The sequence below is a fragment of the Microbacterium sp. F2E genome (assembly GCF_020905435.1).
Taxonomy (GTDB): Bacteria; Actinomycetota; Actinomycetes; order Actinomycetales; family Microbacteriaceae; genus Microbacterium; species Microbacterium lacticum.
This window is the reverse complement of the sequence record NZ_JAJJIB010000007.1, coordinates 114,657-132,819: the sequence shown is the minus strand read 5'-3', so window position 1 is coordinate 132,819 and position 18,163 is coordinate 114,657. Positions and strand designations below refer to the sequence as shown.

Here is an 18,163-nt window from a genome sequence, read left to right as displayed (position 1 = left end):
GCGCGACACCGCGCCACGTCAGTCGCGAATGACGAGGTCGTCGGCGACGTAGTACAGCACGACGTCGATGAGCTCGGCGGGCACGCCGGACCGCGCCTGGTACGCCCGGCGGTAGAGCCGCAGCTGCGCGAGGCGCTCCTCCCGCTCGGCGGCGGTGCGCGGCGGCCGGCCCGTCTTCCAGTCGACGATCTCGACGCGGTCGCCGCGCCGGTACACGGCGTCGAGCTTGCAGATCGCGATGTGCGGTCGCCCGTCGGGCAGCAGGTCGTCGAGCGCCACGTCGATCTCGACCTCCACCTCGACGGGCTGCAGGTCGGCCCACTCCGACGCGAGGAAGCGCGCGCGGAGCCCGTCGAGGGCGTCCGCGTCGGCGGCCGAGAGATCATCGATGTCGGTGTCGCCTTCCCACAGCGCGTCGTCGGGTGAGGGCCCCGCTCCGACGAGCCCCGACCGCTGCTCCACCCACGCGTGGAACAGGGTACCCAGGCGCGTCTGCCGGTAGGGCCGCTCGGGCATCGGCAGCGCATGGGCGGCCGCCGCCGCGGCGTAGTCGGCGACGAAGTCCTTGTACCGCGACGCAGGGATGCGCGTCGGGGCAACCGCCGCCGTTCCGGCCGCGCGCTCGGCCCGCTCGGCGAGGAGGAGCGCGACATCGCGCGACGGCGCGGCCGGCTCCCTCGACTGGGCGCCGCGCACCTCGCCCGCCGCAGCGGAGACCGCCGTGCGCCGCGCGCCGAGCGGGTCGATCGGCCACGACAGCAGCCGGTTCTCGTCGAGGTACGGGTTCTCGCCCAGGTCGTCGGGCACCGGGAGCGGGAGCTCGACCGCCTCGGCGATCTCCGTCTGGAACACCCCGGGCCGGCGGGCCGTCTTCGTCCCCGACCATGCGGACCCGGTCACGAGCAGCCGGTCGCGGGCGCGGGTGACCGCGACGTAGGCGAGGCGGCGCTCCTCGTCGAGCTGACGGTCCGCGAGAGCCTGTCCGAAGGCATCCAGCGCATCACGGAGGTCGTGCTGGGTGGGGGCCTCGTCGGGGTTCCACGCGAGGCGCGGCAGCCAGGCGCGGTCGCCGCGGAAGGGGTAGGGCAGTACGCCGAATCGGAGCCAGCCGAGGCCGTCGCGGGGCTTGGCGGGCAGCTCGTCGGCGACCGCGCGCACGACGGCGACGGCATCCCACTCGAGGCCCTTCGACCCGTGGATCGTGAGCAGCTGCACCACGTCGTCTTCGGGCGGCTCGGTGCGCGGGGCGAACTCGTCGGCGCGCTCGGCGCGGTCGAGCCAGGCGAGCAGCGCCGGCAGCGACCCGCTGTCATCGGCGGCGAGGAAGCCCTGCAGCTCGTCGATGAACGCGCGCAGCTGGTCGCCGGCCACCCGTGCGGGTCCGCGCGCCTCGTTGGCGGCGAGCTCGATGTCGAGGCGCAGTTCGACCTCGATGAGCCGGACGAGTTCGGGCACGGGGAGACCGGCCGCGCGGCGGAGGCCGGCGAACACGGCCGACGCCTCGCGCAGGCGTGCGCGGCCCACCGCGGTGAACCCGCCGAGCCAGCCGTGGTCGTCGGCCTGCCGGCCGATGAAGTCGAGGGCGTCGGTGAGCGACGCGCCCTCGTCGCCGGCGGCGCGCAGCCGTTTCGCGAGGTCGGCGTCGAGCTGCTGCAGCGAGGCGTCGGAGCGGGAGATCCGCCGTGCGAGCGCCGCCAGGGAGCGCAGATCGGGCAGCCCGATCGACCATCGCGGCCCGCTCAGGAGGCGGATCAGCGACGAGCCGGCGTGCGGGTCGCTGATCACGCGGATGGCCGCGACGACGTCGACCACCTCGGGCGTCGACAGGAGTCCGCCGAGGCCGAGGATGCGATGCGGGATGCCCCGGCGCCCGAGCGCATCGGCGAAGCGGACCATGTGCTTCTTCGCGCGGAACAGCACCGCCCCGGTGGTCTGCTCCCCCGCCGCGCGACGCTCGTCGCGGACGCGGCCGAACCATTCGGCGACGCGATCGGCCTCGGCGTCGACGTCGCTCTCGTAGGCGACCTCGACGACGCCGGCGGGGGCGGCCGGGCGCGCGGTGAGCGCACCGACCGGCACGGGCGTTCGGGCGGTGAGGGGCGCGAGCACGGCGTTCGCCGCCGCCAGCACGTGCTCGCTGTTGCGCCAGCTCGTCAGGAGTGAGAAGTGCTGCGCCGCGCCGGCGGGGGCGAACGCCGCGGCGAACCCGCCGAGGTTGCCGGCGCTCGCGCCGCGCCAGCCGTAGATCGACTGGTGCGGATCGCCGACCGCCATCACCGCGGTGTCCGCGAACAGCGCTGCGAGCAGGTCGCTCTGCACGACCGACGTGTCCTGGTACTCGTCGAGCAGCACGACCCGGTAGCGCCCGCGCAGCTCCGCCGCGACCGACGGATGCGCGCGGACGATCTGGAGCGCGCCGGCGACCTGATCGGAGAAGTCGATCAGTCCACGCCGGCGCTTCTGCGCGTCGTACTCGTGAGCGAGCCGGGTGAGCGGCGGCAGCCAGGAGACGGGCGCGACGGCATCGCGCACCCGAGCCAGCGGCCCTGTCCCGCGTCGCGATGGGCGCTCGAGCACCTCGCCGAGGTCGTCCGCGAAGGCCGCGACGGCGGCGAGGTCGGCCAGGTTGTCGACGGCGTCGCGGGCGAGGCCGAGGGCGGCGTCGATGATCGTCGACGGGCGGCGCGCGACCTCTTCAAGGGCCGGGTCGTCGGAGGCGTGCACGACGCTGCGCATCAGCAGCCAGGCGGCCGACTCGCTGAGCACGACCGATTCGGGGTCGCGCCCGATCCGCACGGCGTTCTCCCGCACGAGCTGGTCGGCGAAGCTGTTGTAGGTCGCGACCGTCGGGCGGTGCAGCAGAGCATCGGATGCCGCGGCGCCGGCCTCGCCCGCGGCCGCCCCATCGCCCCGAGGTGCGCCTGTCGACGGGGCACCCGCCGCCGTGGCATCCCTCGACGGGGCATCCGCCGCCGTGGCATCTCTCGACGACGACGCCGCCACCGTCGCCTCCAGCGCGTCGAGGGCCGCGCGACGCGCCGCCTCGGCGGCGTGGACGCCGCCTTCGCCGTGCTCGATCCGCGCGAACGCGTCGAGCGCTCCCGTCCGGTAGAGGCCTTCGAGATGCGGCAGCAGTCCGCGCCGCTCGTACTCGTCGAGGCGGGAGAGGCGCCGCTGGATGCGCTCGGCGAGCTCGCCGGCGGCCTTGCGGGTGAAGGTCAGCCCGAGCACCTCGTCGCGGCGGACGAGGCCGTTCGCGACGAGCCAGACGACGCGCCCCGCCATCGTCTCGGTCTTGCCGCTGCCGGCCCCCGCGACGACGAGGGCGGGAGTGAGCGGCGCGGCGATCACGGCCGCCTGCTCGGGGGTGGGCGGGAACTGTCCGAGCGCGGCGGCGATCGCCTCGGGTGAGATCAGTGCCGCGCCCCTCGCACCCTCGGGAGAACCCGACGGCCCGGCGGCGCCGGCCGACGTCTCGGTCAGAGAGGTTCCGCTCATGAGCTGCTCACCGGGCCGATCGTGTGGATGCGGCAGAGGCCGTGGGTGTGGTCGTCGCGGCAGTGCGCCTCGTACGGGGCGAGGAACGTCGCGCCGCCCATCACGTGCACGGCGTCGTCGATGCGGTGCAGGAACGCGGCGCGGGTCTCGTCGTCGAAGGGCGGCTGGGCGGGCGTCGCATACGGCGCGCCACGGGTCGGCTTGAGCACGAGCAGCTTCGCCCCGCCGGCGGGTCTGCCGGCCGCCGCCGGGATCGCGCCCTGTTCGAACGCGAGCTGGTAGGCGCTCAGCTGCGGGTTGCCGATGGCGGCGGCGGGCCCGGTCGCCTGCGTGCGCCCCGTCTTCAGGTCGACGATCACGACGGTGCCCTCCCCGGTGAGCTCGACCCGGTCGATGGTGCCGCTGATCACGGCGGGAAGCTCCGCTCCCGTCACGGGCACCTCGAGCTCGAAGTGCGGTTCGGCGCCGAGCAGCGTCGTGCCCTCGGCCTCGGCGTCGCGCAGGTAGCGGCTGAGCCGGGCGATGAGGTCGCGCGCGCGGGTGCGCTCGGTGCGTTCGATCCACGCGGCCTCGAAGGAGAGCTCCCCCCAGCGCGCCTCCACACTCGCCCAGAGCGCGTCTTCGTCGGCGCCGTCGGCGTGCTCGAGCGCCGCGTGCAGCAGCGTGCCGAGACCCGCGCCGACGCTGCCGGCGTCGCCGCCGAGGTCTCCGATCACCCAGTTCAGCTGACACTCGTCGATCGCCTCGAGCTTCGACGGCGAGACCCGCGCCGGCTCGGAGGCGAGGTCGTACAGCGGTCCCGCGCTCGATGGCGGCGCCACCCCGTACCACTCGTCGGGGTCGGCGCCCGCGACGCCCGCCGCAGCCAGGAGAGCGAGCTGTCCGGCGGCGTCGCGGCGCGCGGCGGCGCTCGCGCGCGGGTCGGTGAGGGCGCGCCGGTAGAGGGCGACGAGGCCCCGCAGCGACAGCGGATGCTCGGCGCTGCGCGGCGCGGGCTCGGCGGGCGGCAGGAACTCGAACAGCACGCTCGGCCCGGTGTCGTCGTCGGCGACGGCCGTGACGATCAGCCGCTCCGCCGCGCGCGAGACGGCGCGGACGAACAGCCGCAGCTCGTCGTGCAGCACGCCGCGACGGAGGTCGAGGGCATCCGCCGCCTGACCGTCGCCCTCGGTCTGCGCGAGCCGCCACGTGTCGAACAGCCCGCCGCGGGTGCGGAGGTTCGGCCAGACGCCGTCCTGCACGCCCGCGATCACGACGGTGTCGAACTCGGTGCCGAGGGTCGCGGCGGGGGTCAGCACCCGCACGACGCCGACCGGCTCGGGAGAGCTCAGCCGGTCTTCGGCGACGTCGGAGTCGAGCACGCCGCGCACGAACGCGATCGGGCCCGTGCCGTCGGCGCGTTCGCCGTGACGCTTGGCGGCCTGGAAGAGCGCGACCACGGCGTCGAGGTCGCGCCGCGCCTGGTCGGCGAGCGATCCGTAGCCGGCCGCGGCCTCGCGCCACGTGCGCTCCCAGCCCGACCGCTCCCAGGCGGTCCAGAGCAGCTCGTGCGCGGTCGCGCCGGCGGCCAGCTGTTCGCGGAGCCGCCCGAGCGTCTGGCCGATGCGCGCGGCCCGTCGGCCCTCGCGCGTGTCGATGAGTTCGAACTCGAGCGGATGCCGCAGACCGGATGCCACGAGCTCGCGCGCGCTCGGCACCGGCTCGCCGTCCACGGCGGCCCGCACCGCGTGCTGACGGAGCGTCGTGCGCAGTCGCCGCGCATCCACGGCGTCCAGTCCCCCGGCGCGGAGCGCCTCGACCGGCTCATCGGCGGTCCACTCGTCGCGCGCGGCGAGGTCGACGAGGGTCAGCAGGTCGCGCACCGCCCGCGTCTCGCCGAGCGTGCGCCCCTGACCGCTCGCCGTGGGCACGTCGCGCGCGGCGAGCTCGGCCTCGAGGGCGGCGACCTGCCGGCTGTCGTGGGCGATGACGGCGCACGAGCTCCAGGGCACCTGGTCGTGGATGTGGCGCTCGCGCAGCAGCCGCGCGATCGTGTCGTACTGCTCGCCGGGTGAGCGCAGGGCGTACGCCCGCACCGAGCTGTCCGCCTCCGCGCCGCCGACTGACCCACCGGCGCCCGGCTCATCCCCCACCGGCGGAGCGCCCGGAACGCGCCGGTGCGCGACGACGCCCACGGCGCCGATCCGCATCGTGACCTCGGCCGTGAGTCGCTGCAGCGCGCGGGTGCCGCGATGCGCGCCGCGCAGGATGTGCAGCGGCACGCCGGTGGCGAGCCGCGCGAAGTTCTCCGGCCGCGCGCCGCGGAACGTGCCCGATCCGACGTCCGGGTCGCCGAAGGCGAGCACCGCGGCGCCGGCGCTGCGGAACGCCTCGAGCAGTTCGACGCCGCCGAGGGTGAGCTCCTGCGCGTCGTCGACGAGGATCGCGCGCACGCGCCCCGTCGCGCCCAACGCCGGCGAGCCGGGCGCCAGCGTGCGGGCGAGGCCCACCGCCTCGCGCACGAGACCCGCAGCGTCGCGGTGCGCCCCGCGCAGCCGCGCGAGCACCGCCTGGTAGTCGACCGCGAAGGATGCCAGGGACACCCATACCTCGCGATCAGAACCCTCGCCTCGGGCGGCGAGGGCTGCCGGCGTGATGCCGAGCGTCGTGCACTCGGCGAGGAACGCGCGCAGCTCCGTACGGAACCCGCGGGTGGCGCGGATCTCGGCGCCGAGCCACGTGGGCCAGCGCCGCGCGCCCTCCGCCTCGTCCTCGGCGTCGCCGTCGAGGAGGTCCTGCACGATCCGGTCCTCGTCGGGTCCGGTGAGCAGCTGCGGCTGGTCGAGACCGGCGTGCACCGCGTGCGCGCGCACCAGCTGATAGGCGAAGGCCGCCACCGAGCGCGCGAGCGGGCCCGGCGTCGCGACGCCCACCGCGATCGCGAGGCGGTCGCGCAGCGCCGTCGCCGCCTGCCGGGTGGGCGTGAGCACGAGCACCTCCTCGGGCGCGAGACCCGCCGCGAGCAGCGCGCGCACACGGGCGACGACGGCCGTGGTCTTGCCCGATCCCGGTGTACCGACGACGACACCGGATGCCTGCGGCGCGAGCTCGACGACGGCGCGCTGAGCAGGATCAAGGGGCATGGCATCCACGCTATCCGCCCCGTCGGACACGACCGCACCCGCCGGGGCGCACGGCGCGTTCGCGCACAGCGAGCACCGGTCCGCCCGGCCGCGCATCCCCGCCGCCGACGGGTGTCGTAGAGTCGATATGCGCCCGACATCCCGGCCAGAAAGGCAGTCATCGTGGAGATCCGCATCGGAATCACCAACACCGCCCGCGAACTCAATTTCGAGTCCGGCCAGTCGGCGGAGGCCGTCGCCGCGGCCGTCGCATCGGCGCTCGAATCCGGACAGCCGGCCGTCACGTTCACCGACGTGAAGGGCAACACCTACATCGTCCCCACCGCGGGGATCGCGTTCGTCGAGGTCGGGACCGAGGAGTCCCGTCGCGTCGGCTTCGTGGCCTGAGCCACCGGCATCCGTCGATGCAGATCCTCCTCGCGCTGATCTTCGGCGCCGTCTATGGCGGCGTGCTGCACTTCCTCATGCCCGGGCGCGCCTCGCGCGGCGCGGTGCTCGCGCCGATGCTGGGCGCCGTCGTCGCCGGCCTCGTCTACGTCGTGCTGACGTGGGCGGGCGTCACCGCCGACAACGCCTGGCTGTGGGTCGCCGCCCTGGGCGCGCCGATCGTGGTCGTGCCGATCGTGCTCATCGTCCTCACCCGCACGCGGGCGACCCACGACGCGAACGAGCGGCTGCGCCTCAAGATCTCCTGACGCGCCGCGCAACCCGCGCGCCCTGCCGGGCTCAGGCGTCGAGCCCGATGGCCGCCATGCGGCGCGAGTGCCCCGCCAGCAGGTCGGTGAACACCGGCTCGACGCGCTTCTCCTCGGCCGCGTCGAGCGTCTGCGGGCGGAGCGCGCCGCGCGCGATCAGCAGCGTGTCGCCCACGAGCCGGCGCCCCCACAGGCTCAGGAGGTCGCGCCATTCCTCGTCGGCGGCGATCGCGTCGGTGATGATCTTCACGAGCGCCTGACGGTCGTCGTCGGCGGTGAGGATCTGCGCGACCCGGTTGCCCGTCGCGCCGTAGCTCGCCGACAGCGCCAGGTAGAAGTCGTCGAGCATGCCCGCCGTGATGTGCACCGAGAGCATCGTCTCGAGCGGGCGCGCGCCGTGCGTGGCGCGCCGGAACGCGTCGAGCGGCTCGCGGAAGGGCAGCATGATGTCGAGCGGATCGTCGCCGCGCGAGCGGATCACCTCGACGAGCTCGCGGTGCTTCAGGAGCGCCGCGCCCGCCGCCCGCGACAGCGACTCCTTGTGCGAGAGCTCCGGCGTCGGCGCGATCAGCTGGCTCAGCGTCTCGAAATAGCCGAGCTGCAGGTACGCCGCCTGACCGAGGTAGGTGTCGATGTCGGGGGCGAGCTCTTCGAAGTCGACGCGGCGCACGTCGCCGAAATCACCGCGGGAGCGCACCCGCAGGGTACGCACGGGTCTGCGCTCGCGCTGCCAGGGCCAGGTCACCACGGCACCAGCCTAGATGAGGGGTGCCCGGGGCGAGGCTCGGGCGTCGCCGCGTGCCGCGTGGCGGGCTCCCGGGCGCCCTCCGGTAGGCTGGCGGTGTCCCGGCGATGGATCGGGGCCACCGCGCCTGTGGCTGAGTGAAGGGCGTGGACCTTCTCACCCGGCGGCATCTCACCGCCAGACAGGTACGTATCGTGACGACTTTCGCAGACATGGGTGTCGACGCCGACATCGTCGAGGCCCTGGCATCCAAGGGCATCGTGGATGCCTTCCCGATCCAGGAGCAGACGATCCCCCTCGGCCTTCCCGGCCAGGACATCATCGGTCAGGCCAAGACCGGCACGGGCAAGACCTTCGGCTTCGGCATCCCCGTCGTGCAGCGCCTCGGCCTCGACCCGGCCCCCGGCGTGAAGGCGCTCATCGTCGTCCCGACGCGCGAGCTCGCCGTCCAGGTCTACGAGGACATGGACATGCTGACCTCGAACCGCTCGACGAGCGTCGTCGCGATCTACGGCGGCAAGGCCTACGAGGGGCAGATCGACCAGCTGAAGGCCGGGGCGCAGATCGTCGTCGGCACGCCCGGCCGCCTCATCGACCTGAACAACCAGCGCCTCCTCGACCTGTCGAACGCGACCGAGGTCGTGCTCGACGAGGCCGACAAGATGCTCGACCTCGGCTTCCTCCCCGACATCGAGAAGATCTTCGCGAAGGTCGCGCCGGTCCGGCACACGATGCTGTACTCCGCGACCATGCCGGGGCCGATCGTCGCCCTCGCCCGCCGCTTCATGTCGAACCCGATCCACATCCGGGCCTCCGACCCCGACGAGGGCCTCACGCAGGCGAACATCCGCCACCTCGTCTACCGCGCGCACTCGCTCGACAAGGACGAGGTCATCGCTCGCATCCTGCAGGCCGAGGGCCGCGGCAAGACGGTCGTGTTCACGCGCACCAAACGCGCCGCCCAGCGCCTCGTCGACGAGCTGAACGACCGCGGGTTCAACGCGGGCGCCGTGCACGGCGACATGAGCCAGGAGGCGCGCGAGCGCTCGATGGCCGCGTTCAAGGCCGGCAAGAAGGACATCCTCATCGCGACCGACGTCGCCGCCCGCGGCATCGACGTCGACGACGTCACGCACGTGATCAACCACACGATCCCCGACGACGAGAAGACCTACCTGCACCGCGTCGGCCGCACCGGCCGCGCCGGCAAGACCGGCATTGCGGTCACCTTCGTCGACTGGGAGGACCTGCACAAGTGGGCCCTCATCAACCGGGCGCTCGAGTTCGGCCAGCCCGACCCGGTCGAGACGTACTCGTCGAGCCCGCACCTCTACGAAGACCTCGACATCCCCGCCGGCACGAAGGGTCGCATCGCGAAGGCGCCGCGCACCGGCACCGTCCGCACCGCGCCGGCCCGCACGCCGCGGCCCGAGCGCGCGGCCGACGTCGCCGCCGAGGGCACGACCGAGGGCGGCACGCGTCGCCGTCGCCGCCGCCGCTCCGGCGCGCAGAGCGTCGGGTCGACATTCACCGAGGGCGCCGAAGGGGCCGTGGATGCCTCGGCTCCGGGCACTCTCACGGCCGAGCGCGCCGCCGAGGGCGCGGGCACGCACGACGGCGAGGGCAAGGAGCACCACGACGGCAAGCCCGCCCCGGCCCGCCGTCGGCGTCGTCGTCGCGGCGCCGGTGGCGGTGGCGCCGCTCCCGCGGCCGGCGCCTGACCGGCGACCGCCCTCTGACGGACGTCGCTCTCCGACGTCCGTCGCTCTCCGACGTCCGTCGCTCTCCGACGCACATCGCGGCGACCCACGGGAACTCGGTGTCACGCGGCATGTCCTACGACGCGCCGCGTGACGTCGGATCGCTGCAGTGAGCAGCGAGCGACCTGAAGGCCAAGGCGCTCGCCTGAGAGCCGGCCTCGCCGCGGCGCCCCGGTCTGCGCGGACTACGCGTAGACCGGGGCGCTGCCGGTTCCGCGGTCGATGATCCGCGCGACCATGTCGTCGCTGGTGGTGTGCTCACCGGGCTGGTTGGGCTTTCCCAGCCCGTGGTAGTCGCTCGATCCGGTCACGATGAGATCCCGCGCGGCCGTGAGCACGCGCAGGCGCCCGAGGGCGGGTTCGACGTTCTCGCGGTGGCCGAGTTCGAAGCCGGCCAGGCCCGCGTCGAGCATCCGCTCCACGAGGGCATCGGGCAGCAGTCCCGCCCGTCCTGCCGGGTGGGCGATGACGGGCACGCCGCCGGCTCCGGCGATCGCGGCCACCGCCGTGACGGGGTCGGGAGCGTAAAGCGAGACGTAGTAGTCGCTGCCGGGGTGCAGGATGCCGGCGAACGCCTCGCCCCGGTCGCCGACGAACCCCTTCGCCACGAGGGCGTCGGCGAGGTGCGGCCTGCCCACGGTGGCCCCGGCCGCCGTCTGCGCGAGGATGTCGTCCCACGTCAGCTCGTAGTCGCGGCCGATGCGGTCGGCCATCTCCCGCGCGCGGGTGAGCCGCGACGATCGGATGCGCGTGCTGAGGGCGCGCAGCTCCGCGTCGTCGGGGTCGAACAGGTAGCCGAGCACGTGCACGCTCCGCCACTCGTACTGCGCCGACAGCTCCATGCCCGGCAGGAGCGTCATGCCGAGCGAGACCACGGCCTCGGCGGCCTCGGCCCACCCCGAGGTCGTGTCGTGGTCGGTGAGGGCGATCGTCCGGAGGCCCGCCCGGTGCGCCGAGGCCACAACGCCTGCGGGCGGTTCGGTGCCGTCGGAGTGATCGGAGTGCAGGTGCAGGTCGCTCGGACCGTGAAAGCGACTCGCCATGCTGCGAGCGTATCGGGATGCCACGCCGCCCGGTTCCGGCGACGCGTCGACACGCCTCCGACGCACGCTTCTCCCAGCCTCAGCACGTAGAGTCGTCCGCGTGCTGCGCCTGCTCGGAATCCTGATCACCGTGCTCGCGGCGATCGCCGCCGCCGTGGTCACGTGGCCGCAGTTCTTCCGCCTCGAGCGCACCTTCCCGATCGCGCAGATCGTGTCGCTGCGGGGGCCGCTGACGGTCATGCTCGCCGCGCTGTTCGTCATCATGCTGCTGCTCTGCGCCGTCCGGGCGCTCCGCGGCTTCGCGGCATCCATCGCGGTCATCGCCGCCGTGGCGGCCGCCGCCGGCGGAGGCATCCTCCTCGCGCGCGGCATCGGCGGCGACCCGCTGCCCACCAAGACCGCCGACGCGATCCGCGTGATGACCTGGAACACCGCGGGCGCCGCGACCGACCCGCAGCTGATCGCCAAGACCGCCGTCGCGATGCAGGCCGACGTCGTCGCTCTGCCGGAGACGACGATCGAGGCGGGCGAGGCCGTCGCCATTGCGATGCGCGAGATGGGGTCGCCGATGTGGGCGCACCACGAGGCGTATCCGGGCTGGGCGGCGAACTCCACGACGCTCCTGATCTCCCCGGATCTCGGCGACTACGCCGTCGTCGAGTCGACCTCGGGCGACACCACGAACACCGCCACCGTCCCGACCGTGGTGGCCATGCCGGTCGACGGGTCGGGGCCGACGATCGTCGCGGCGCACGCCGTCGCGCCGCGGCAGGACGACATGGACCAGTGGCGGGAGAGCCTCACCTGGCTCGGCGACCAGTGCGCGAGCGAGAACGTCATCATGGCGGGCGACTTCAACGCGACGGTCGACCACATGGACCGGCTCGGCGTCGACGGCGGCGATCTCGGCCGCTGCCACGACGCGGCGGTCGCGGCCGCAGCCGGAGCCGTCGGCACCTGGTCGACCGACTGGCCGTCCCTTCTCGGCACGCCCATCGACCATGTGCTCGCGACGGATGCCTGGACCGCGACCGGCGCCGTCGTGCTGACCTCGCTCGATCAGAGCGGCAGCGATCACCGTCCGCTCGTCGCGCAGCTCGAGCCCGCCGCCCGCTGACCGTCGGCGCGGCCGTCGCGCGTGCACTCCGACGTGCCCGCCGCACGCCGGAGTGGGAGACTGGAGGCATGAGCACGAACGAGACCGACACGACGACTGCCGAGCCCCAGCCGGCCGCCGAGAACCTCAACCGCAAGCAGCCCTTCCCGCGCGGGTTCCTCGAGACGATCTCGACGGGCTGGGCCGACCGCCCCGAGCAGACTCCCCCGCCGCGCGCGCAGGCGCCTCACGCCGCCGCCCGCCGCGACGCGCTGTCCGCCGCCTTCCCCGGCAAGCGGCTCGTCCTCCCCGCCGGCACCTACAAGCAGCGCTCGAACGACACCGACTACCCGTTCCGCGCACACTCCGCGTTCGCGCACCTCACCGGCTGGGCGAGCGACGCCGTGCCCGACTCGGTGCTCGTGTTCGAACCGACCGGCGAGACCGGCCACGACGTGACCCTGTACCTCCGCGAGCGGGCCGACCGCACGACGGCGGAGTTCTACGGCGACGCCACGATCGGCGAGTTCTGGATCGGTCCCCGGCCGGCCCTCGGCGGCGTGGCATCCGACCTCGGCCTCGCGACGGCGCACCTCGATGCGTTCGACACGCTCCCCGGCGACCTCGTGCTGGAGGAGGACGCCGACCTGACGCGCTTCGTCTCGGAGCTGCGGCTCGTGAAGGACGCCTACGAGATCGAGCAGCTGCGGCTCGCCGTCGCGGTCACCGCGCGCGGCTTCGACGACATCGTCGCGGACCTCCCCCGGATCATCGACACGCCCCGCGGCGAGCGGGCGGTGGAGGGCATCTTCCACCAGCGCGCCCGCATCGAGGGCAACGGTGAGGGCTACGACACGATCGCCGCGTCGGGCCCGCACGCCTGCTACCTGCACTGGACCCGGAACGACGGCGCCGTCGTGCCGGGCGACCTGATCCTCGTCGACGCGGGTGTCGAGGTCGACAGCCTGTACACCGCCGACATCACGCGCACGCTCCCCGTGTCGGGGACCTTCACCGACGTGCAGCGCCGCGTGTACGACACGGTGCTCGAGGCCGCCGACGCGGCGTTCGCCGTCGCGAAGCCCGGCGTGCGCTTCCGTCAGGTGCACGAGGCCGCGATGGCCGTCATCGCCCGCCGCACGGCCGAGTGGGGGCTGCTGCCGGTCACGGCCGAGGAGGCGCTCGACGCCGACGCCGGCGGCCAGCACCGCCGCTACATGGTGCACGGCACCAGTCACCACCTCGGCATCGACGTGCACGACTGCGCGCAGGCCCGTCGCGAGATGTACTACGACGGCATCCTCGAGGAGGGCATGGTCTTCACGATCGAGCCGGGCCTGTACTTCCAGATCGACGATCTGACCGTGCCCGAGGAGTTCCGCGGCATCGGTGTGCGCATCGAGGACGACGTGCTCGTCACGGCGGACGGCGTCGAGAACCTCTCGGCCGCGATCCCCCGCACGGCCGACGAGATCGAGGCCTGGATCGCCGGCTCCGCGCGCTGACGCCGCGGCGCGGGCCCGTCGTGCTCCGTGGCACGGCGCGCCGCGCGCGGGCGCGTCGCGCGCTGGCACGTCGCGCGCTGGCGCGTCGCGCGCTGGCGCGTCAGAGGACGGCGCGTCAGAGACGGGCGCGTAGCCAGGGGACGACGGATGCCGCGAGGCCGGCGCCCACATCGGCCGGAGTCCGTCGGGCACCCCGCACCTCGAACGAGTGGGCCCCGCCGGCGATCCAGACGATCTCTGAGTCGGCGCATGTGTCGACCGCTGCGCGGAACTGGTCGACCGGTTGGATGAACGGATCGGCCGAGCCCTCGACGAACAGCTGCGGTGCGGCGATGTGCGCGAGGTGCGCACCACGCGGAGCCTCGGGCTTGCCGGGGGCGTGGAACGGGTAGCCGAGGTAGACGAGGGCATCGGGCGCGATCATCCCGTCCGCCGCGGCGACCGACGCCATCCGTCCGCCGTACGACTTGCCCGCCGCGACCTGCGGCACGCCCGGGGCGAGCCGGGCGAGCTCGGGCATCACAGCCGACCAGGTCGCCACGGCGTGCGCGGCCGGTCCGGGCATCCGTCGCTCCGCTTCCCGGTAGGGGAAGACGAAGCGCAGCGTCGCGATGCCCGCGTCGTTCAGGGCGCCGGCGAAGCCGGTGAGGAACGGATGGTCCATGCCGGCCCCTGCACCGTGCGCGAGGGCGACCGCGGCCCAGGTGCTGCCGGGGTCCGCCGGCGCGTCGAACAGGGTCGACACGGTCACCTCCCCCGCGGGGAGGACGACCGTGAGCGCGGTCACGGGGTGTCGGGACCGGGCGCCGGGTCGCCGCCGGCGGGAGCGTTCGGGCCGCGTGCCGGGTCGCCGCCCGCGGGCGTCGAGGTGCCCGGCGTGCCCGGCGTGTCGATCCCGGGAGCGGGGGCGTCAGGGCCCGGCGCGGGTGCGGTCGTCCCCGAAGGGCCGGTCCCCGAGGCGCCGGTGGACGGGGCGCCGGTGGACGGGGCATCCGGCCCGGGCGCCGGGCGCGGGGCGGGAGCCGGCGCCGGATCGATCCGCTCGCCGTACTGCGGCGGGGTCGTCAGGTCGACGGGAGCGGGAGCCGCGGCCGTCGGCGCCACGACGTGCCCGACGATCTCCCGGGCGCGGTGGATGCTGCGCGGCAGCACCGTCACCTCGTAGCGGTCGCCGAGCACCTGCGTCACCGACGTGTAGTCGCGCCGGCGGCGCAGCAGCGCGTAGGTGAGGATGCTGAGGAGCATCCCGATCGCGATGCCCACGAGCATGACGCCGGCGAACAGCTGGATCGCCGCGTTCGGCGTGCCCAGCACGAAGATCGCGGAGAACGCCAGGCCCAGCAGCACGCCGTTGATCGCGCCCGAACGCGCCGCGGCGGCATATCCCAGCCGTCCCGTGATCGTCTCGACCGAGCGCAGGCCGTGCCCGACGATCGCGATGTCCCGGGCGGGGATGTCGCCCTGGATCAGCTGCGACACCGCCTGCTGGGCGGCCGGATACGTCGCGTAGTCGGCGATCTTCTCACCGTGCTCCTGCGGAGCGCCGCCCATCATGCTCATCGGTCCATCTTGGCATGCGTGCGCTTCGCCCGCCCCGCCGCGCACCCTCGCCGTGCGCCCCGCCCGCGGGCAGGCGGCCGACTACGCTGGAGAGGTGAGTACGCAGAGGGTTTTCGTCGCGCGGCTGGTCGGCTGCGCCGTGTTCGACCCCGCGGGCGACCGGCTCGGCAAAGTCCGCGACGTCGTCGTCATCTATCGAAAAGACGATCCGCCGCGCGTCGTCGGGCTCGTCGTCGAGATCCCCGGCCGGCGCAACGTCTTCCTCTCGATCGGCCGGGTCACCTCGATCCGGGCCGGTCAGGTCATCACCACGGGCCTCATCAACGTGCGCCGCTTCCAGCAGCGCGGCGGCGAGGTGCGGGTCATGGCCGAGATGCTCGGCCGCAAGGTCTACTTCACCGACGGTTCCGGCGAGGCCGTGATCGAAGACGTCGCGATCGAGCGCGACCGGCTCGGCATGTGGGACATCGGCCAGCTCTTCCTCCGCAAGCCCAAGACCTCCGGCTCCCCGTTCGCGAAGGGTCCGACGACCTTCGCCGACTGGCAGGACGTGCGCGAGCAGCAGTCGCCCGGCGAGGCGCAGTCGGCCGAGCAGCTCGTCGCGACGTACTCCGAGCTGAAGCCCGCCGACCTCGCCAACACGCTCCTCGACCTCCCCGACGAGCGCCTCCTCGAGGTGGCCGAGGAGCTCAGCGACGGCCGACTCGCCGACGCCCTCGAGGAGATGCCCGAAGACGACCAGGTGCACATCCTCGAGGCGCTCGGCGACGAGCGCGCGGCCGACATCCTCGATCAGATGGAGCCCGACGACGCCGCCGACGTGCTCGCGCAGCTGCCCGAGGATCAGCGCGAAGAGCTCCTCGAGCTGATGGAGCCCGAAGAGGCCGAAGACGTCCGTGCCCTGCTGAAGTACGGGCCCGACACCGCCGGTGGTCTCATGACGAGCGAGCCGATCGTGCTGTCCGCCGACTCCACGGTCGCCGAGGCCCTCGCCCTCATCCGGCGCCACGAGCTGCACCCCGCCCTCGCCGCCGCGGTCTTCGTGACGCTGCCGCCGTACGAGACCCCGACCGGGCGCCTGCTCGGCACGGTGCACTTCCAGCGGATGCTGCGCTATCCCCCGCACGAGCGACTCGGCGCGATCATCGACGAGACCGCCGACGCCGTGCCGGCCACTGCGTCGGCCGCGGAGGTCGCGCGCATGCTCGCGAGCTACAACCTCGTCTCCGTCCCCGTCGTCGACCAGGCGCATCGCCTCGTCGGCGCGGTGAGCGTCGACGACGTGCTCGACTACCTCCTGCCCGAAGACTGGCGCTCGCACGACGGCGACGAGACGCCGAAGCCTGCCGCGGGCGGAGCCCGCCGGTGATGGCGCGCGCTCCCAAGGTGAGCCTCGAAGACCCGCGCGGGCGCCGCACGGGTGTGCTCACCCGCACCCCCGCGCCCTCGCGCGACCGCTTCGGCCGCTTCACCGAGTGGGTGGCCCGGGCGATGGGCACCCCGGCGTTCCTCCTCCTGCTGAGCCTCTTCTGCGTCGGCTGGATCATGTGGAACACCCTCGCCCCCGAGAACTGGCGCTTCGACTCGCAGGTCTACGGGTTCACGGTGCTGACGCTCGTGCTCTCCCTGCAGGCGTCGTACGCAGCGCCCCTGATCCTGCTCGCGCAGAACCGTCAGGACGACCGCGACCGCGTGCAGATCGAGCAGGACCGTCAGCGCGCCGAGCGGAACCTGGCCGACACCGAGTACCTCGCCCGCGAGGTCGTGGCGCTGCGGATGGCGCTGACGGACCTCTCCGATCAGGTGCTCACGCGCGACGTGCTGCGGCAGGAGTTCAAGGCCCTGCTCGAGGAGCTCACGCCCGAGCCCCAACCGTCCGAGCCGGAATCCGCCGCTGACGCGCCCGGCGCCCCCGCAGCCCCCGGCGCCCCCGCACGATGACGACGGCACCCGCACCGGATGCCGAGGCCGTCGCCCGCGCCGTCGGCGCCGTCACCGACCCCGAGATCCGCCGCCCGCTCGCCGAGCTCGACATGGTGCGCGCGGTGCGGGTGGACGGTGACGTCGCCCACGTCGAGATCGCGTTGACGATCGTCGGATGCCCCGCCGCCGATCGCATCGAGCGGGACGTGCGCGCGGCCGCGGCATCCGTTCCGGGGATCGCGGGCGTCGATCTCGCGGTCGGCGTCATGACCCCCGCGGAGCGGTCGGCCCTCACCGAGCGCCTCCGCGGCGGCAGGGCCCGCGCCATGCCGTTCGGCCCCGATTCGCTCACCCGCGTGATCGCGGTGACGAGCGGCAAGGGCGGCGTCGGCAAGTCGACGCTCACCGCGAACCTCGCCGTCGCGCTCGCGGAGCGCGGCCTCGCGGTCGGCCTCATCGACGCCGACGTGCACGGATTCTCGATCCCGCCGCTTCTCGGCCTCGTCGAGCCCGACGGCCTGCCGCCGCAGCCCACCCGCATCAACGACCTGATGCTGCCGCCGGTCGCCTACGGCGTGAAGACGATCTCGATCGGCATGTTCCTCCCCCGCGACCAGCCCGCCGCGGCGGTCGCCTGGCGAGGCCCGATGCTGCACCGCACCGTGTCGCAGTTCCTCACCGACGTGTTCTTCGGCGACCTCGACGTGCTGCTGCTCGACATGCCGCCCGGCACCGGCGACGTCGCGATCTCGGTCGGCCAGCTGCTGCCGCACGCCGACGTGCTCGTCGTCACGACGCCGCAGACCGCGGCATCCGACGTCGCCGTGCGCAGCGGCCTCGTCGCCGGCCAGACCGGCCAGCACGTCATCGGCGTCGTCGAGAACATGGCCGCGATGACTCTCCCCGACGGGTCGGTGCTCGACCTGTTCGGCGCCGGCGGAGGGGCGGCCGTCGCGGCGGCGCTGTCCGCCTCCGCGCCGGACGCGCCTCCGGTGCCGCTCCTCGGATCGGTGCCGCTGAGTGTCGCGCTCCGCCGCGGCGGAGACACCGGCGTCCCCGTCGTCGTCGGCGACCCGACGGATGCCGCGGCGCGCGCCATCTCGGCCGTCGCCGATGCCCTCGCCCGCACCGGCCGCGGCCTCGCCGGGCGTCCCCTGCCGTTCACTCCGCGCTGACGCCCCGTCCGCCCGCCTCACGGGGCGGTGCGCTCGCGGGG

14 protein-coding genes are annotated in these 18,163 nt (G+C 74.0%); 8 read left to right on the top strand and 6 right to left on the bottom strand.

From position 1 onward, the window contains the following. Positions 1 to 18: 18 nt before the first annotated feature. Complete coding sequence (locus LOK55_RS07575) at positions 19 to 3,498, bottom strand: ATP-dependent DNA helicase (RefSeq protein WP_229934883.1); 3,480 nt, start codon at positions 3,496 to 3,498, stop codon at positions 19 to 21. Then, a complete protein-coding gene (locus LOK55_RS07570; protein ID WP_229934882.1) occupies positions 3,495 to 6,620 on the bottom strand; it encodes an ATP-dependent DNA helicase in 3,126 nt (1,041 codons plus the stop codon). The genes LOK55_RS07575 and LOK55_RS07570 overlap by 4 nt, the downstream gene beginning before the upstream one ends. 162 nt (positions 6,621 to 6,782) lie before the next feature. On the opposite strand from LOK55_RS07570, the gene LOK55_RS07565 reads away from it, so the two are divergent. Both LOK55_RS07565 and LOK55_RS07560 read left to right on the top strand, forming a co-directional pair. Beyond that, positions 6,783 to 7,007 (top strand): DUF3107 domain-containing protein, encoded by a 225-nt coding sequence (locus LOK55_RS07565; RefSeq protein WP_141379188.1) that lies wholly within the window; start codon positions 6,783 to 6,785, stop codon positions 7,005 to 7,007. Between the two features lie 17 nt (positions 7,008 to 7,024). Further along, the gene (locus tag LOK55_RS07560; protein ID WP_141379187.1) at positions 7,025 to 7,315 is read left to right on the top strand and encodes a hypothetical protein; all 291 of its coding nucleotides are present in this window, start codon (positions 7,025 to 7,027) and stop codon (positions 7,313 to 7,315) included. A 31-nt stretch (positions 7,316 to 7,346) separates the two neighbouring features. On the opposite strand, the gene LOK55_RS07555 is transcribed toward LOK55_RS07560, so the two are convergent. Then, complete coding sequence (locus tag LOK55_RS07555) at positions 7,347 to 8,063, bottom strand: ferritin-like fold-containing protein (RefSeq protein ID WP_141379185.1); 717 nt, start codon at positions 8,061 to 8,063, stop codon at positions 7,347 to 7,349. Between the two features lie 191 nt (positions 8,064 to 8,254). Between LOK55_RS07555 and LOK55_RS07550 the strand changes: the two genes are divergently transcribed. Then, complete coding sequence (locus LOK55_RS07550) at positions 8,255 to 9,781, top strand: DEAD/DEAH box helicase (RefSeq protein WP_229934881.1); 1,527 nt, start codon at positions 8,255 to 8,257, stop codon at positions 9,779 to 9,781. A 224-nt stretch (positions 9,782 to 10,005) separates the two neighbouring features. On the opposite strand, the gene LOK55_RS07545 is transcribed toward LOK55_RS07550, so the two are convergent. Then, complete coding sequence (locus LOK55_RS07545) at positions 10,006 to 10,863, bottom strand: PHP domain-containing protein (protein ID WP_229934880.1); 858 nt, start codon at positions 10,861 to 10,863, stop codon at positions 10,006 to 10,008. Positions 10,864 to 10,963: 100 nt separating this feature from the next. Between LOK55_RS07545 and LOK55_RS07540 the strand changes: the two genes are divergently transcribed. Together LOK55_RS07540 and LOK55_RS07535 are read left to right on the top strand one after the other, a co-directional pair. Beyond that, the gene (locus LOK55_RS07540) at positions 10,964 to 11,980 is read left to right on the top strand and encodes an endonuclease/exonuclease/phosphatase family protein (RefSeq protein WP_229934879.1); all 1,017 of its coding nucleotides are present in this window, start codon (positions 10,964 to 10,966) and stop codon (positions 11,978 to 11,980) included. 68 nt (positions 11,981 to 12,048) lie between these two features. Further along, positions 12,049 to 13,464: an aminopeptidase P family protein gene (locus LOK55_RS07535; RefSeq protein ID WP_141379175.1), complete on the top strand. Its 1,416-nt coding sequence runs from the start codon at positions 12,049 to 12,051 to the stop codon at positions 13,462 to 13,464. 115 nt (positions 13,465 to 13,579) lie between these two features. On the opposite strand, the gene LOK55_RS07530 is transcribed toward LOK55_RS07535, so the two are convergent. Both LOK55_RS07530 and LOK55_RS07525 read right to left on the bottom strand, forming a co-directional pair. After that, complete coding sequence (locus LOK55_RS07530) at positions 13,580 to 14,251, bottom strand: alpha/beta family hydrolase (protein WP_229934878.1); 672 nt, start codon at positions 14,249 to 14,251, stop codon at positions 13,580 to 13,582. Then, positions 14,248 to 15,024: a general stress protein gene (locus LOK55_RS07525; protein WP_229934903.1), complete on the bottom strand. Its 777-nt coding sequence runs from the start codon at positions 15,022 to 15,024 to the stop codon at positions 14,248 to 14,250. Before LOK55_RS07525 ends, LOK55_RS07530 begins: the two co-directional genes overlap by 4 nt. A 94-nt stretch (positions 15,025 to 15,118) precedes the next feature. Between LOK55_RS07525 and LOK55_RS07520 the strand changes: the two genes are divergently transcribed. The 3 genes from LOK55_RS07520 to LOK55_RS07510 are packed head-to-tail and all read left to right on the top strand — an operon-like array spanning position 15,119 to position 18,122. Beyond that, positions 15,119 to 16,393 carry a magnesium transporter MgtE N-terminal domain-containing protein gene (locus tag LOK55_RS07520; protein WP_229934877.1) on the top strand — a complete coding sequence of 425 codons (1,275 nt, stop codon included), beginning with the start codon at positions 15,119 to 15,121 and terminating at the stop codon, positions 16,391 to 16,393. After that, on the top strand, positions 16,393 to 16,965 hold the full coding sequence (locus LOK55_RS07515; protein ID WP_141379171.1) for a DUF1003 domain-containing protein: 573 nt from the start codon (positions 16,393 to 16,395) through the stop codon (positions 16,963 to 16,965). Before LOK55_RS07520 ends, LOK55_RS07515 begins: the two co-directional genes overlap by 1 nt. Next, the gene (locus LOK55_RS07510; RefSeq protein WP_229934876.1) at positions 16,962 to 18,122 is read left to right on the top strand and encodes a P-loop NTPase; all 1,161 of its coding nucleotides are present in this window, start codon (positions 16,962 to 16,964) and stop codon (positions 18,120 to 18,122) included. Before LOK55_RS07515 ends, LOK55_RS07510 begins: the two co-directional genes overlap by 4 nt. Positions 18,123 to 18,163 lie beyond the last annotated feature (41 nt).

What these genes read in the sequence shown, in the direction of transcription:
- LOK55_RS07575 (WP_229934883.1), bottom strand. Translation starts at nt 3,498, where the DNA reads ATGAGCGGAACCTCTCTGACCGAGACGTCGGCCGGCGCCGCCGGGCCG.
- LOK55_RS07570 (WP_229934882.1), bottom strand. Translation starts at nt 6,620, where the DNA reads ATGCCCCTTGATCCTGCTCAGCGCGCCGTCGTCGAGCTCGCGCCGCAG.
- LOK55_RS07560 (WP_141379187.1), top strand. Translation starts at nt 7,025, where the DNA reads ATGCAGATCCTCCTCGCGCTGATCTTCGGCGCCGTCTATGGCGGCGTG.
- LOK55_RS07545 (WP_229934880.1), bottom strand. Translation starts at nt 10,863, where the DNA reads ATGGCGAGTCGCTTTCACGGTCCGAGCGACCTGCACCTGCACTCCGAT.
- LOK55_RS07535 (WP_141379175.1), top strand. Translation starts at nt 12,049, where the DNA reads ATGAGCACGAACGAGACCGACACGACGACTGCCGAGCCCCAGCCGGCC.
- LOK55_RS07525 (WP_229934903.1), bottom strand. Translation starts at nt 15,024, where the DNA reads ATGAGCATGATGGGCGGCGCTCCGCAGGAGCACGGTGAGAAGATCGCC.
- LOK55_RS07515 (WP_141379171.1), top strand. Translation starts at nt 16,393, where the DNA reads ATGGCGCGCGCTCCCAAGGTGAGCCTCGAAGACCCGCGCGGGCGCCGC.
- LOK55_RS07510 (WP_229934876.1), top strand. Translation starts at nt 16,962, where the DNA reads ATGACGACGGCACCCGCACCGGATGCCGAGGCCGTCGCCCGCGCCGTC.